Annotated in this window: 15 protein-coding genes; 4 read left to right on the top strand and 11 right to left on the bottom strand. The window is 67.7% G+C overall.

The genetic code is table 11. The annotated features are described in order from the left end of the window. The 3 genes from AC30CM_RS09070 to AC30CM_RS09060 form a co-directional block, all read right to left on the bottom strand. Entirely contained in the window at nt 1-690 is a 690-nt protein-coding gene (locus AC30CM_RS09070) for an Rv1363c family protein (RefSeq protein WP_490116524.1), read from the bottom strand. 230 nt (nt 691-920) lie between these two features. Further along, nucleotides 921-1,376, bottom strand: coding sequence for a hypothetical protein (locus AC30CM_RS09065; RefSeq protein WP_490116523.1), 456 nt, complete (start codon nt 1,374-1,376; stop codon nt 921-923). Continuing rightward, the gene (locus AC30CM_RS09060) at nt 1,369-1,746 is read right to left on the bottom strand and encodes a hypothetical protein (RefSeq protein WP_490116522.1); all 378 of its coding nucleotides are present in this window, start codon (nt 1,744-1,746) and stop codon (nt 1,369-1,371) included. Before AC30CM_RS09060 ends, AC30CM_RS09065 begins: the two co-directional genes overlap by 8 nt. A gap of 125 nt (nt 1,747-1,871) precedes the next feature. On the opposite strand from AC30CM_RS09060, the gene AC30CM_RS09055 reads away from it, so the two are divergent. Then, on the top strand, nt 1,872-2,387 hold the full coding sequence (locus AC30CM_RS09055; protein WP_490116521.1) for an Rv2253/PknI dimerization domain-containing protein: 516 nt from the start codon (nt 1,872-1,874) through the stop codon (nt 2,385-2,387). Nucleotides 2,388-2,410: 23 nt separating this feature from the next. Here AC30CM_RS09055 and AC30CM_RS09050 read toward each other — a convergent pair whose 3' ends face one another. From AC30CM_RS09050 to AC30CM_RS09015, 8 genes are read right to left on the bottom strand one after another with little or no spacing between them, the layout of a single operon-like run. After that, nucleotides 2,411-4,048: an MCE family protein gene (locus tag AC30CM_RS09050; RefSeq protein WP_490116520.1), complete on the bottom strand. Its 1,638-nt coding sequence runs from the start codon at nt 4,046-4,048 to the stop codon at nt 2,411-2,413. Beyond that, nucleotides 4,048-5,292: an MCE family protein gene (locus AC30CM_RS09045; protein ID WP_490116519.1), complete on the bottom strand. Its 1,245-nt coding sequence runs from the start codon at nt 5,290-5,292 to the stop codon at nt 4,048-4,050. The genes AC30CM_RS09050 and AC30CM_RS09045 overlap by 1 nt, the downstream gene beginning before the upstream one ends. Next, entirely contained in the window at nt 5,289-6,740 is a 1,452-nt protein-coding gene (locus tag AC30CM_RS09040; protein ID WP_490116518.1) for an MCE family protein, read from the bottom strand. The genes AC30CM_RS09045 and AC30CM_RS09040 overlap by 4 nt, the downstream gene beginning before the upstream one ends. Next, entirely contained in the window at nt 6,737-7,819 is a 1,083-nt protein-coding gene (locus AC30CM_RS09035) for an MCE family protein (protein ID WP_490116517.1), read from the bottom strand. The genes AC30CM_RS09040 and AC30CM_RS09035 overlap by 4 nt, the downstream gene beginning before the upstream one ends. Next, a complete protein-coding gene (locus AC30CM_RS09030; RefSeq protein ID WP_490116516.1) occupies nt 7,819-8,850 on the bottom strand; it encodes an MCE family protein in 1,032 nt (343 codons plus the stop codon). The genes AC30CM_RS09035 and AC30CM_RS09030 overlap by 1 nt, the downstream gene beginning before the upstream one ends. After that, on the bottom strand, nt 8,847-10,010 hold the full coding sequence (locus tag AC30CM_RS09025; protein ID WP_490116515.1) for an MCE family protein: 1,164 nt from the start codon (nt 10,008-10,010) through the stop codon (nt 8,847-8,849). The genes AC30CM_RS09030 and AC30CM_RS09025 overlap by 4 nt, the downstream gene beginning before the upstream one ends. A gap of 33 nt (nt 10,011-10,043) precedes the next feature. Further along, a complete protein-coding gene (locus AC30CM_RS09020; protein ID WP_490116514.1) occupies nt 10,044-10,889 on the bottom strand; it encodes an ABC transporter permease in 846 nt (281 codons plus the stop codon). Between the two features lie 14 nt (nt 10,890-10,903). Next, nucleotides 10,904-11,674 carry an MlaE family ABC transporter permease gene (locus tag AC30CM_RS09015; protein WP_490116513.1) on the bottom strand — a complete coding sequence of 257 codons (771 nt, stop codon included), beginning with the start codon at nt 11,672-11,674 and terminating at the stop codon, nt 10,904-10,906. Between the two features lie 240 nt (nt 11,675-11,914). On the opposite strand from AC30CM_RS09015, the gene AC30CM_RS09010 reads away from it, so the two are divergent. The 3 genes from AC30CM_RS09010 to AC30CM_RS09000 form a co-directional block, all read left to right on the top strand. Then, entirely contained in the window at nt 11,915-12,790 is an 876-nt protein-coding gene (locus tag AC30CM_RS09010) for an alpha/beta fold hydrolase (protein WP_490116512.1), read from the top strand. A 94-nt stretch (nt 12,791-12,884) separates the two neighbouring features. Next, nucleotides 12,885-13,679, top strand: coding sequence for a 2-keto-4-pentenoate hydratase (locus AC30CM_RS09005; RefSeq protein WP_490116511.1), 795 nt, complete (start codon nt 12,885-12,887; stop codon nt 13,677-13,679). 33 nt (nt 13,680-13,712) lie between these two features. Continuing rightward, a partial coding sequence (locus tag AC30CM_RS09000) for an acetaldehyde dehydrogenase (acetylating) (RefSeq protein WP_490116510.1) occupies nt 13,713-14,295 on the top strand: 583 nt, incomplete at its 3' end.

Raw genomic sequence — 14,295 nt, 5'->3', positions numbered from 1 at the left:
TCACGGCACGAACTCCACTTTCGTCAGTTTCATCTGCTCACCGTCTTGCACCATGTCCACGCTGAGACGCCAGTTGCGCGGCTGTTGATCTGCGCCCGCGGAGTTGCTGACCGTCGTGGCAGCGGTGACGAGCACGGTCGCGGAGGCGTCGGTCATCGATTCCACGGCCGCCGCCTGCGTGCTGGCCTTGGTCACGGCCTTGGACTCCTGCGCGGTCTTCACGAAGTCGTCGGCTTCGGCCTGGAAGTCGTCGTGGAACTGCCCGGTCGAGTTGTCGAGGATCTGGCGCACGTTGTCTTCTGCCTTGGCACTGTCGATCGACATCAAGGTGACGACCGCCTGCGACGCGGCGGCGGCGAAGGCAGCGCGGCGGTGCTCCTCCCGCTGTTCCACGTGGTGGCCCCACAGCAGGTAGCCGCTTGCCGCCAGGAGCCCGGCGCCGGCGAGGATGGCGGCGGCGGCCATCGCCGGGACCAGCTTGGGCCGACGCCCGCGGGGGGCAGGCGGGCTCTGTTCGGCACCAGGCTCAGGCGGCGATTCGGTGGACTCGCCAGGTGTGGTCGCATCGTCGACCGATGGTGGCGTCGCCTTCTGACGCAGCTCCTCGGCGCGAGCGCGCGCTCGTGCGGCCAGTGCTTCCGCCTCGATCGCCGCGGCCTCCGCTTCATCCAACTCGTCGCTGAGCTGCACTGACCCCTCGTCGATCTGGTGTGCTGTCGCACGCGTCCTGTCGACGCGGCTCGGTAGCCGCATGGCCCTACCTCCACGATGCGTTGCTCGCGGGCCGACGGCGACGGCGAATGCCGACCCATCAGCCGCGACTGTGACTGTCGCCACACGCTATGGGTGCGGGCGATCCGAGGCACCGGAAGTTCCCACCCAGCGGTCACCATCGGTTCGGCCAATCGCACGCACCGGTCTCACCAGTGCCGCAGCGAGCACAAGGCCCCGCGCGGGCCCTCGGCGCCGTCGACGTCCACACCGTCGACGGCCAGCCGGCAGCGCAGGCCCATGGCATCGGAGGTCGAGAGCCCCACGGCCGTCACCGCGACCATCGCCCACTGATCGGGGTCGGCCAGTGTCGCTTCGTGCACCCAGGGGATGCCGGGCTCGAGGTGGACGTCGTCCCGCGGGCTGAACCGGTATGGGTCGTGGCTGTAGTCGGCCCACGTCGGGGGATCCACGTCGCGGTAGTAAATGCCGACGGCGGTAGGCCGATCGGCGGTCACGGTGTAGGTCACCCGGTGCACCGGTGGCCCGTCGTCGGCGGCTGCCGTCGGCGTCATGGCCCCGCACAGCGCGGCGGTCAGCCCGCACGCATACACGGCGAGGCGACGGGACCGCACGCGCCACTGCGATCGCCGGACGTCACTCATCGCCACGAACCCAGCGGGGGGAGCCGTCGACCGCCACGCACGAGAGGAACAGCCCGTCGGGCGCTTGGGCGACGGTGTTCAGCGTCCCCTCGCACGACGAGTTCTCCTCGCGCACGCCCACGAGGGGAGGTGATCTGAAGTAGCGCGGCGCGTACCGCCGCGGTGAGCCGCAGAACACCAGCCTCCCCCACGACGTGGTGCCGAACACGAAGTGCGCGGTGTCGCCGCAGGCGGCCCCGAGGACGACACCGCCGGTGATGCCGGGCACGCAGGAAGGGTCGTTGCACTCCGGGGGTGCGGCCGTGGCCGTACTCGGGACGGCCACACCCGCGAGGAGGAGCGCTGCCATCGCGACCGCCCGTGCCTGCACGCTCCGTACCTTCCCACCGGCCGGGGGAAACGCCACCACGGTGCCCACTGGGTGGGAGGTGAATGGTCATACGGCGCCAATCGATTGGACATTGTGCAGCAGAGTGTGAGGTGAGGAGGCCGATCGTGCGGTTGTCGAGGAAGTCGGTGGCACTGGCGGTGCTTTCAGGCGTGGCGGCGTGGGGCGGTCTGTCTGGCCCCGTCGCCGGGGCGTCGCCGCAGTGGGGTCTCAACGGCACCTACGTCGCCACCTCGAACGGCGAGTGGTCGAAGACCAACGACGTCTTCCACGACGAAGCCAGCATCCGCAGCACCTGGTCGATCTCCACGACGTGCAGTTACCCCGGCGAGTGCACCGGCACCGTGAGCAGCGACTTCGGTTGGGACGCACCGATCTACCAGAAGAGCGGCGTCTGGTACGTCAAGAAGATGGTGGACCGATGGCAACCGTGCCCGGACGGTAGCGCCGGTCCTGGACTGCAGGTGTTCCGGTTCTACCCGGCGACCGCCGACGGCAGCGGGACCGATCCGGCCTCGACGACGCTGATGGGTGAGGACTCGACGACCGGGGTGAGCGGGTCGTGCGGCAGCAGCAAGGTCCTGTTCATCACCATGCCCTTCAAGCTGGTCAAGAACATCTGAACCACCGCGCCCTGCAGCGCACCTCAGCTGGGGAAGAGGTCCTGCCAGGTTCGCTGGCCGGTGTGCGGCACCAGATCGGTCTGCCGATATACCCCACCGTCGGGCGTGGCGTACTGACCGGTGCGCGGATCGTAGGTGGCGATCGCCACCGAGGGTGCACGACCGTCGTTGCGGCCGTATGAGCTTGGCGCGAACGGTGCGTCGCCCGGCGGTGGCGTGTCCTGCGGCACCGGCGGGGGTGACGCGGGCACGGCAGCGGCTGGCGGCGACGCGGTGCCGTCGTCGGTGGGTCCGGGCTCCGACGGCGCGCCTGGTGCCGGCAGAGTGCCGGGTGACTGCGGAGTGCCGGGTGCCTGCGGCGTGCCTTCGAGTGGTCCGTAGATCGTGGCGTCGCGGTCGACGCGTGAGTCCGCAGGGATGCCCTGGGCGATCAGGTTCGGATCGATGGGGTACGGGCCGAGAACGTGCTGTCGCATGGCCAGGGGTTCGTAGGGTTTGTCGCTGTTGCAGATCTCGACGGTGGGGGCGCGTTTTCCGGGATTGCCCATGCACGGATAGTTGCGGGCGCCCCGCACCCCGATGGGCGAATCCTGTGGAAGTTTGCAGTACAGACCGTCCGGGGTGTCGATGTCGCTGGTGTCCTCGGGTGATCGCCATGCCGAGGGCGGCAGGAATCCCACGGTGCACGCGGGTGGGTCGTTGATGGTGAGGGTGAAGTCACCCAGCGACATGCCGGTCGGGTTGTTCTTGGGCGCGCCGTAGGCCTGGGTGGAGGCGACCACCGGGGGCAGCAGTACCAGGAGCTGCTCCAGGGCTGGGTGATAGGTGACACCGACTTGACCGAGGCTCGTCAGGTTGGCCAACAGCAGGGGCAAGGTGGGTTTGACCTGATCGAACAACCGCGAGGCCTCGTCGGCGGCACCGGGCCCCGTGGACAGCAGGGTGCGGACCTGTGGATCGTTGGTCACCAGCTGTCCGGTGATGCCGGCCATGCCGTGGGCCCAGGTGCGGATGGCGTCGACCGACTCGGCCTGGCCGTCGAGCAGCGGTGCGCCGTCGTCGACGAGTGCCCGCGTCCGGTCGGCGTTGGCGTTGGCATCGCCGATCAGACGCGACGAGGAGTCCAGCAGTGATCCGACGTCGGGACCCGTCCCGTTGAGGGCCGTGAACGTCTCGTCCAACAGGGGGCTGATCTTGTCCTTGGGGATGCTGCCGATGAGGGCGCTGACCTGATCGAGCATGGGCCCGACGGCCTGCGGGATCGAGGTGTCGTCCGCCACGATCACCGAACCGTCCCGGAGATAGGGACCTGCGTCGGTGCGGGGCTGCAGGTCGACGTACTGCTCGCCGACCGCGGAGACGCTGAGCACCGCGGCGTGCAGGTCGGCGGGGATCTTCGGCGAGGTGTTCAGCGACAACGTGGCTTCCGCGCCCTCGCGCGTGGGTCGCACGTCGGTGACCTTGCCGATCTGCACGCCACGGTAGGTGACGTTCGAGAAGCGGTAGAGCCCACCGGTTCCCGTGAGGTGCAGGGTCACCGTCATGCGACCGATGCCGAGCAGCGTGGGCGCTTGCAGGTAGGTCACGAGCATCACCGTCATGCCGACGACCGAGGCGATCGCGAACAGGACCAGCTGGGTGCGGACCAGGCGGGTGAGCACTAGTTGCCCCCTGCGCTCGAGGCCGCAGGCTCGGCGCCGGCCTGCTGGGGCGGTGCGGTCGTCGCCGGTGACACGTCGGCCTGTTCGGCCGGCGGGTCGATCAATGGCGGCATCGTCGACACGGCGGTCGGCGCGGGCGTGATCGGCATGTTGAGCGGATCCTTGGTGTAGTTGGCGTACCAGGGGTCGCCGGGAGCGGGCACCAGTGGTGCGCCTTCCTGACCCCAGCGGGTGCCCAGGAAGAGGCCTCGTTTGAGCCGGGGAATGGTGAAGTCGAACGTGATGAACTCGTTGAGGTAGTCGCCGCGAATGGCGCGGTCGATGAAGTTCTGCGGGTACGGGTAGGTCGGCACGAACGCCAGATCTGCGGCCAGGTTCGGACCGACGTCGGCCAGCGCCCGCACCGTGGGTTCGAGGTTGCGCAGGTTCGTCACCAGGTCGTCCTGGGTGGCGTTGATCAGTCTGGTGGCGGTGTCGCTGAAGTGGCCGAACTTCTCCAGAGCCGTCGTGATGCGGGGGCGTTCCCGGACCAACACGTCGAGCGCCGGTGGGATGCGTTGCAGCGCTTGCGTGATGACATCGCTCTGGCCGGCCAGCGTGCCCGAGAGCCGGTTGAGCGCGCCGATGGACGCGTTGATGTCGTCGCGTTGATCCGCGAACGTCCCGACCACGTCGTCGAGGCGGGTGAGTAGGTCGCGGATCCGGTCCTGGCGGCCGTCGAGCGCAGCGTTGAATTCGTTGACCAGTTCACCGACCTTGCCCAGTCCGCCGCCGTTGACGAGTACCGACAGCGACGACATGGTCTGTTCGGTGGACGGGTAGGTCGACGTGCGGTCGAGCGCGATCGTCGCACCAGGGGCGAGCCGCCCGGTGGGCTGCTGGCCGAGCGGCGGATCGAGGGCGATGTGCATGGAGCCCAAGAGGCTGGTCTGACCCACGGTCGCGACGGCGTTGGCGGGGATCACCACGCCGGGCTCCACGGAGACCTCGACGTCCGCATGCCAGTCTCGTGGAGTCATCCGAGACACGCTGCCCACGATCACATCGCTGACCATGACGGGTGAATTTGCCTCCAACGTACCGACATTGGCCAGCTCGAGGTGGTAGGTCGTGGCGTCAGGCCCGCGTCCGACGGTGCCGGGCAGCGGCAGGGAGTTCAGCCCGTTGAAGGTACAGCCGGTCAGCGTCAGGGCCGCGGTGCACCCGAGTGCGGCCACGCGTGCGAAGGATCGTCGGATGCTCATGGCGTGCCTCCAGGTGCCGGCGCGGCCTCGGCGGGCAGCAGCATGTCCTGCAGGGAGCGCGGTGGCGACCCGGCAGGTGCGGGGACGCCGGGCGGGATCGGTGCACCGGGATACAGAGCGGGAGAGGGATCGGCCGGCACCGCGCCGTGCGGCGCATATGTCCCTGGGGGCGCCGGGGGCGCACCCCACCCGGCGGGGGGCGGTACGTCCCCGGCGCCGGTGTACGCCGACACCGCCGGCGGCTCGGAGACGGGCTGTGGGCGGCCACCCGCACCGCCCGGGGCGATGTTGGGATCGGTGTAGACGAGGTTGTCGGGGCTGGGCGCCTTCCGCAGATAGGCGTTGAACGGCAGCGGCAGATAGTTGAAGTTGATCAGGGACAACGCCGGTCCGAGGTATTGAGCGCACAGTTTGGACGTCTCGGCGGCGGTGGCATTCTTCACGGCGGCGATCGCCGAACAGACCACCGCCACCGGGTCGGCGAAGTTCGACAGGGCGAATGCGCCCACTGCCGTCCCACTGTCGGGGTTGTAGATGTTGTAGCCGTTGGCGATGGCGTTGGGCGCCACGTGCAGCACGTTCTCGAGTTTGAGCTTGTTGTCGACGAGGTTCTGGGTGATGTTGGTCAGGCGCTGCAACTGCTCGACGGTCTGGCCCCGGCTTCCCGCCACGAAACGGCGAACGTCGCCGACGGCGGTCGACAGGTTGGTCAGCGCAGCATCCAGGTCGTTGCGGCTGCCGTCGATGACACTGGTGACGCTGGCGAGGCGGTGCTGGAATTCGACGATCTGAGTATTGCTGTCGCGCAATGCAGAGACGAACACCTGCAGGTTCTTGACGATGTCGACGATGTTCCCGCTCCCCTCTGCCAGGATGCGGCCGACGCCGGCGAGTTGGCCGAGGGCTTGGTGCAGTTTCTCGCCGTTGCCGTCCATCGCTGCCGCGGCACTGTCGATGAACCGGCTCAGTGAGGTGGCCGACGCGCCGTTGAGGGGTCCGAGGTCGGTGGCCAGCCGCATCAGCTGGTCCTTCACCTGGTCCCACTCGACCGGAACGGCGGTGCGGTCCAGCCCGATCCGGGCGCCGTCGGCCATCACCGGTCCGCTGTCCTCGTAGGCCGGGGTCAGCTGTACGTATCGAGCGGCAACCAGGTTCTGCGCCATGATGATCGCCTTGGCGTCGGCGGGGACGGCCACGCCGTGATCGATGGCGAGGGTGAGTGTGGCTTGGTCGCCGGCAGGTTCGATGTCGGTGATGGTGCCCACCTTCACCCCGGCGACGCGGACCTCGTCGCCGGGATAGATCGCAATGGCCGAGGTGAACTCGGCGGTGATCGTGGTCGGACCGAAGACGGTCTGTCGTATCAGCACCGCCGTTCCGGCGAGTCCGAGGATCGTCAGCACGATGAGCGTGGTGCGGGTGAGGGACGCACGGTGGCGATCGATCATCTGCTCCCTCCGGGAATGCCGTTGCGGGGCCAGGGGAACTCGGCGCGTGGGCCGGCGTTGTCGGGCGGTTGCCCGGCGTTGGCGCCGCGCCGGAATCCGAAGGCGTAGTCCAGGAACGGCTGCAGCGTCTGGGAGGGCAGCAGGTTGCCGATGAACGCGTTGTAGTAGAAGCCGTTGTTGACCGACTCCCCCTGCGTCACCTGGTATTTGGCGAGGCCCGCCAGTGCGCTGGCGATGTTGTCGCGGTTGTTCTCCAGCATCGCACTCACCGAGTTCAGCTGTTGCAGCGTGGGCGCGAGTTCGTCCTCGTTGTCGTGCACCAGACCGGACAGCTGCTGCGATAGCGCAGAAGTGTTGGCGAGCAGGTTGACGATGGCGTAGCGGCGCTGGTCGAGGACGTCGGTGAGCGTGTTGGCGTCGAGCAACAGGGTGTTCACCTGCTGACTGCGCTCGGACAGGATCCCGGTCACGTCCGCCGCGCTCTTGAGCAGATTCGTCAGCGATTCGTTGCGCCCGTTGAGAGTCCGTGACAACTGCGTCAATCCATCGAAGGTCGGACCCAGCTGGGGTGCCATCCTGTCGATCGTGTCCGAGAGCGTGTCCAGCGACTGGGTCAGGGCTCCGGTGTCGGTGCCTGCGGTGTTGACGGTGAAGTCGCTCACGGCGTCGGTCAGCGAGTACGGCGACGACGTGCGGGACAGCGGGATGACGTCCGAGGCGTGCAGGGCCCCGCTGCCCGCGGGTTCGAGCGTGAGCATGCGGGCGCCCAGCACCGTCCCGGTGCGGATGTGGGCGGTGGTCTCGGCGCCGAGGTGGACACCGCTGTCCAGGGTGAACGTCACCAACGCCTTGCCGTGGCTGAGCGTGACGTCGGTGACCGAGCCCTTGGTGACGCCCGATACCTTGACGTCGTTACCCGTCGTGAGACCGCCGGCTTCGGCGAACAGTGCCCGGTACTTGATGGACGTGGCCATCGACCACAGCGTCTGGGGTTGCAGGCCCACGGCGATGACGAGCACGATCAGAATCAAGCCGATGAGCCCGCTGCGCGCGAGCCGAGATCCGCGGTACTTCAGCATCAGGGCTCCCCGCAACGGCCGGTGGTCTGCATGATCCAGGGGAAGTAGGCGGTGCGCCCCTGCAGGTCGGTGACGCGGACGTTCATCCCGCAGAGGTACTGGTTGATGAAGCTGCCGTAGGACCCCAGTCGGACCAGCTTGCGATAGTTCGCCGGCGCCTTCTGCAGTGACAGGTCCAGCCGGGCCTTGGCGTCGTCGTTGGCCAGCAGCGGGGCCAGGCGCGTGAGCTGATCCACCGTGCCCGACAGCGGCGGACGTGCCTGGGTCATCAGGTCGGCCAAGGATGCGGTGCCGTTGTCGAGCGCGGTGATGGCCTCACCGATGGGGTCGCGTTGTTCGGCCAGCCCCGTGACGAGCTGCTGCAGCCGCTGGACCGCGCCGGAGAACTGCTCTCCGTCTCGGGCCACGGTCGCCATCACGGTGTTGAGGTTGTCGATGAGCCGTTGCACGGTTTGGCCGTTGTCGGCGAGCGCTTGGGTGAACGACGACGTGTGCGAGAGCAGGGATTCCATCGTGCCACCCTGACCTTGCAGGATCTGGATCAAGGAGTTGGTCAGGGCGTTGACGTTTTGGGCGTTGAGACCCTGGATGACGGGTTTGAGCCCTCCCAGGAGCAGATCGAGGTCCAGCGCGGGCTCGGTGCGCTCCTGCGGGATCGTCGAGCCCGGCGGCTGCAGGCGGGTCGATCCCGGGCTGTCGAGCAGCTCCAGGTATCGGTTGCCGACCAGGTCGAGATAGCGCACGGCGACCTTCGTCGAGGTCGTCAGCACGACGTCGTGGTCGGCGTCGAACCGCACCAACACCGTGTTGTCGCGTTGCAGGGCGACGTCGTCGACGGTGCCGACCCGCAACCCCGCGACCCGTACGGAGTCGCCGGCCTTCAGGCTGGAGGCGTCGGCGAACACCGCGGTGTAGCCGTTGGTGGATCCGGTGCGGAACTGGCCCATGATGACGAACAGTGCGGCGGTCAGCAGCGTCATGATCACCCCGAACGCGCCGAACTTGAGCGCGGTCCCATGGCGGCCGATCATCCGGGCTGGCCGATCTGCGCGGTGTTTCGAGGCGGGCCGTCCAACGGCCCGAACAACGCCTGTTTGAGGGCATTGGAGTTCAACAGGATCCCCTGGTTTCCGTACTGCGCGGGGTTGGCGTCGATGTCGGTCACCACGAACGGCGGGCGTTGCCCGAAGCCGACATTGGGCAGGTTCATGCACTGTGGGCCACCGGTGGCGGCGACCTTCGGCAGATTCTTGGGATACCGATAGCGTTCCGTGCCGAGCAGGAACGAATCCAGCAGCATGACTCCGGGCAGCGGTTGGGGTGCGCCCATCGCCAACGGCTCGACTCCCTGGAGCCCGCAGGTCAGCGCGGGGTGGTACTGGTTGGTCAAGGCGGTGGTGGGCACGAGCAGGCGCATGGCGGTGATGATGGGGTCGCTGTTGGTGGCCAGGACGTCGTTGCCGATGTCGGCCAGACCGATGGTGCTGATGAGCAGGGCGTCCAGGTCGTGCTGGCGCTCGACGAGCGTGTCACCGAGCCGGGTCGCATTGGCGGCGGTGTTCGTCAGGTCGGGCGCGGCGTCGGCGTAGGCGTTGAGGACGCCGGGTGCTACGGCCAGTTCGTGGCGCAGCGTGGGCAGGCTGGGATCGAGTGTGGCGAGCAGGGCGTCGAAGTCGGACATCGTCTGCCCCAGCCGGTCGCCGCGCCCGTCGAACGCTTGGGCCAGTGCGCCCAGGGTTTGGTTGAGCTTCTCGGGCTGAATCTGCCTGAGCACCGTCACCAGTTGCTCGAACACCGTGTTGATCTCGACGGTCACGTGCGTGGCGTCGAGCACCTGACCCGCATGCATCGTGTCGGTCGACGGCGTCGGCGGCGGAACGAGGTCGATGAACTTCGCGCCGAACACCGTGCTCGACGCGATCTGGACGCCGGTGTTGGCCGGAATCAACGCCAGGTCGTCGGGGTTCATCGCCAGCCGGATCGCGGCCTGCCCATCGGGCAGCGGTTCGATGGCGACGACCTTGCCCACTTGGGCGCCGTGCAACTTCACCTTGGCTTCGGGGTTCATCACCAGACCGGCGCGCGGGGAGATCACCGTCACCGAGGCGGTGCTGGCAACGCCTCCGCGGAACAGCACGACCGCGCCGGCGATGACGGCGGCGACGACCACCAGCGCGACGATGCCGGTCATGAGGCGTAACGCATTGTGCGACAAGTGATCCTGCTATCCAGAAAGGTTGAAGTTGCCGTTGGCGCCGTAGACGGCCAACGAGATGAGCAGGGTGATCGACACCACCACGATCAGCGAGGTGCGTACTGCGTTGCCGACGGCGACCCCGACCCCCGCGGGGCCGCCGGTGGCGAAGAACCCGAAGTAGGTGTGGACCAACAGGATGGCGAGCGCCATGAGGAGGGCTTGCAGGAAGGACCACAGCAGGTCGATGGGATTCAGGAACGTGGTGAAGTAGTGGTCGTAGAGGCCGCCGGACTGGCCCAAGAGCACCACGGTGGTGAACTGGCTGGCCAAGAACGACAGGATGACCGCGACCGAGTACAGCGGCGTGATGGCGAGCATGCCGGCCACGATGCGGGTGCTCACCAGGTACTCGACGGCCCGGATGCCCATCGATTCCAAGGCGTCGATCTCCTCGTTGATGCGCATCGCCCCCAATTGCGCGGTGACTCCGGCGCCGAAGGTGGCGGCCAACCCGATCCCGGCCACGATGGGCGCCGAGATGCGCACGTTGATGAAGGCGGCCAAGAAGCCGGTGAGCGCCTCGATGCCGATGTTGCCCAACGAGCTGTAGCCCTGGATCGCCAAGACCCCACCGGTCGCCAGGGTCAGGAACCCGACGATCACCACGGTTCCGCCGATCATGGCCAGTGTGCCTGCGCCCATGCTGATCTCGGCGACCAGGCGGATGACCTCGCTGCGGTAGTGAGCGGCCGCGTACGGCACGGCGCGCAGGGCCCTGGCGTAGAACAGGACGTGGTCTCCGATGCCGCCGACGATGACGGCGGGACGCTGCGCCGCGCGCGCCAAGCGCGGGTAGGTCGATCGAAGGGCCACCCTCGTGCCGCCGGTCACTTGCTCGTCAACTGGATGCCGATGGCCGTGACCACCACGTTGACCACGAACAGCGCCATGAAGGCGTACACCACGGTCTCGTTGACGGCGTTGCCGACGGCCTTCGCGCCGCCACCGGAGATGGTCAGGCCGCGGTAGCAGGCCACCATTCCCGCGATGAGCCCGAACAGTGCCGCCTTGACGCAGGAGATGACCACCTCCGGGATGCCGGTCAGCAAGGTGATGCCCGCGGCGAAGGCACCGGGATTGACGTCTTGGACGAACACGGAGAACAGGTAGCCACCCAGGATGCCGATGATCACGACCAGGCTGTTGAGCAGCAACGCGACCAACCCCGAGGCGAGCATTCGGGGGGTCACCAGCCGTTGCACCGGGTTGATGCCGAGCACCTCCATGGCGTCGATCTCTTCGCGAATGGTGCGAGACCCCAGGTCCGCACACATCGCCGTCGCACCCGCGCCCGCGACGATCAACACCGTCACCATCGGACCGACCTGGGTGACCGCGCCGAACGCCGCCCCTGCCCCCGACAGGTCTGCGGCTCCCAGCTCACGCAACAGGATGTTGAGCGTGAACGACACCAGCACCGTGAACGGGATCGCCACCAACAGGGTGGGCGCCATCGATACCCGCGCCACGAACCACGACTGTTCGAGGAACTCCCGCCACTGAAACGGCCCGCGCACGATGAACTTGGCGGCATCGACCGACATGGCGAACAATCCACCGATCCCTTGCAACGGGACGGCGAGCTGTCGCTGCGGCATCACTTCCTCCATTCGACGTGTCACTCTCGAGGCGGGTGTGTGACGGGGGACACGTCTCGACCCGGGAACCCTCGCAGCTTCACGACGGGCCCGCCATGGAACGTCCCGCCCATCGGGACAAGCTCATCCCGGGTCTTTTCGGGGAGTCGAGTCACCGGTCAACGGAACGCGGCGTTGCCCCTGTCGCGTGGCGCGTGCGACGCTCGGCAGGCCGATCCCGCGGCGACGAGAAGAGGACCCGTGCCCAATACTCCTGCTGCCTCGACCGACATCACCGCCGCGCTGCGCGAAACAACCACCAGCGCTGGGCCTTTGCGGTACTACGACGTCGGCTCGGGGCCCGCGGTGTTGTTCCTGCACGGGTCCGGACCCGGCGTCACGGGATGGCGCAACTTTCGTGGCGTGCTGCCGACGTTCGCAGCACGGTTCCGGTGCCTGATCCTGGAGTTTCCGGGCTTCGGGGTGTCCGGCGACTGGGGTGGCCATCCCATGGTCACCGCGCAGGGCGCCGTGACGCCGTTCTTGGACGCGTTGGGCATCGAGCAGGTGGACATTGTCGGCAACTCGATGGGCGGTGGGGTGGGCATCAACACCGCGATCACCGCGCCCGAGCGAGTCCGCAGACTGGTAACCATCGGTGGGATCGGCACCAATGTCTTCTCCCCCGGTCCGAGCGAGGGCATTCGGCTGCTGCAGGAGTTCACCGAGGACCCCACGCGCCAGCGCCTCGTCGACTGGCTCAACTCGATGGTCTACGACCAGGCGCTCGTCACCGAGGAGTTGATCGACGAACGCTGGGCGCTGGCCACCGATCCCGAGACGTTGGCCGCCGCGCGACGCATGTACGGCAAGGCCGCGTTCGCCGGGATGATGGCCGCGATGGCGGCCTCCGAGGCTCCCCTGCCGTGGGCACGCATGCACAAGGTGACTGCGCCGACGCTGTTGTCCTGGGGCCGAGACGACCGGGTGAGCCCGTTGGACATGGCGTTGATTCCGATGCGCACGATTCCCAACGCCGAGCTGCACGTGTTCCCCCGGTGTGGACACTGGGCCATGATCGAGGCCAAGGACGCCTTCGAGTCGGTGGTCACCGCCTTCCTCGGCCGGGTGGCCTAGCAGAGTGGCTTAGGCCACGTCCACTGGGCGGAACACGACCGCCGCTCACCGCGGCCGCGTTCCTAGGGTGGGCGCACCGTCCGAAGGGATCTCCATGCTCGACACCGCAACCCGCGACAGTGCTGCGCTCCTGCTGCGCCGCGCCGAACGAGAGCGGCGCCCGATCGACCCGCTCGTCGACGTCTACCCCGATCTCGACATTGCCGACGCCTACGCGATCCAACGCGCCAACGTGGCCGAGCGCCTCGCAGAGGGCGCTCGGATCTGCGGCCACAAGATCGGTCTGTCCTCACCGGTGATGCAGCAGATGATGGGTGTCGACGAACCCGACTTCGGGCATCTGCTGACCGACATGGTGATCGAGGACGGCACCGTCGTCGACGTGTCGGCACTGTGCCACCCGCGCATCGAGGTGGAGGTGGCGTTCGTCCTGGGTGCGTCGCTGCCCGGAGACTGCACACCGGAGGACGTGCTGCATGCGACCGACTACGTCAGTGCGGCGATCGAACTCATCGACAGCCGAATCTTGAACTGGCGCATCGGTATCGTCGACACCGTCGCCGACAACGCATCGTCGGGCAAGTTCATCCTGGGGCGTCGGCGGGTGGCACCCGACGCGGTAGACCTTGCCGACGTGGATGCGGCGCTGCATTCGGGCTTCGGCGGCCGCGACGTCCTGGTGACGCGCGGTTCAACGAGCGCGGTCCTCGGTCACCCGGCCAACGCAGTGGCGTGGTTGGCCCGCACCCTGTCCGCGTACGACGTCGCACTGGAAGCGGGCCACGTCGTCCTGTCCGGTTCGTGCACGCGCGCCGTCGACGTGGCCAGGGGTGACCACTTCCGAGCTGATCTCACCGGCCTCGGCGAAGTATTCGTCGAGTTCGCCTGAGCCAGTGCACCTTCGAACACAGGAATGAAGCCAGTGACGGACAAGCTCTCGGTGGCGATCGTGGGGTCGGGGAACATCAGTACCGATCTGTTGTACAAGTTGTTGCGGTCGCAGTGGTTGGAGCCGCGGTGGATGATCGGGATCGATCCGGACAGTGAGGGGTTGGCGCGGGCGCGCGGGTTGGGGTTGGAGACCAGTCACGAGGGGGTGGATTGGTTGCTGGGTCGTGACGAGTTGCCCGATGTGGTGTTCGAGGCGACGAGTGCCTATGTGCATCGGGCGGCGGCGCCGCGGTATGCCGAGGCGGGGATCCGGGCGATCGACTTGACCCCGGCGGCGGTGGGTCCGGGGGTGATCCCGCCGGCGAATCTGCGGGCGCATCTGGATGCGCCGAACGTGAACATGGTGACCTGTGGTGGGCAGGCGACGATTCCGATGGTGCATGCGGTGAGCCGGGTGGTCGAGGTGGGGTATGCCGAGATCGTGGCGTCGGTGTCCTCGGCGTCGGCGGGGCCGGGGACGCGGGCCAACATCGACGAGTTCACCAAGACCACCAGTGCGGGCGTGGAGGTCATCGGTGGGGCGGCGCGGGGCAAGGCGATCATCATCTTGAATC

Source organism: Mycobacterium sp. DHQP2018-32-09, from assembly GCF_058148405.1.
This window is presented reverse-complemented; position numbering and strand designations above follow the sequence as displayed.

Bases quoted from the DNA above. Each gene is read 5' to 3' on its own strand.
- AC30CM_RS09015 (WP_490116513.1), bottom strand. From the start codon at position 11,674: ATGCCGCAGCGACAGCTCGCCGTCCCGTTGCAAGGGATCGGTGGATTG.
- AC30CM_RS09035 (WP_490116517.1), bottom strand. From the start codon at position 7,819: ATGCTGAAGTACCGCGGATCTCGGCTCGCGCGCAGCGGGCTCATCGGC.
- AC30CM_RS09045 (WP_490116519.1), bottom strand. From the start codon at position 5,292: ATGAGCATCCGACGATCCTTCGCACGCGTGGCCGCACTCGGGTGCACC.
- AC30CM_RS09005 (WP_490116511.1), top strand. From the start codon at position 12,885: ATGCTCGACACCGCAACCCGCGACAGTGCTGCGCTCCTGCTGCGCCGC.
- AC30CM_RS09030 (WP_490116516.1), bottom strand. From the start codon at position 8,850: ATGATCGGCCGCCATGGGACCGCGCTCAAGTTCGGCGCGTTCGGGGTG.
- AC30CM_RS09065 (WP_490116523.1), bottom strand. From the start codon at position 1,376: ATGAGTGACGTCCGGCGATCGCAGTGGCGCGTGCGGTCCCGTCGCCTC.
- AC30CM_RS09025 (WP_490116515.1), bottom strand. From the start codon at position 10,010: ATGACCGGCATCGTCGCGCTGGTGGTCGTCGCCGCCGTCATCGCCGGC.
- AC30CM_RS09040 (WP_490116518.1), bottom strand. From the start codon at position 6,740: ATGATCGATCGCCACCGTGCGTCCCTCACCCGCACCACGCTCATCGTG.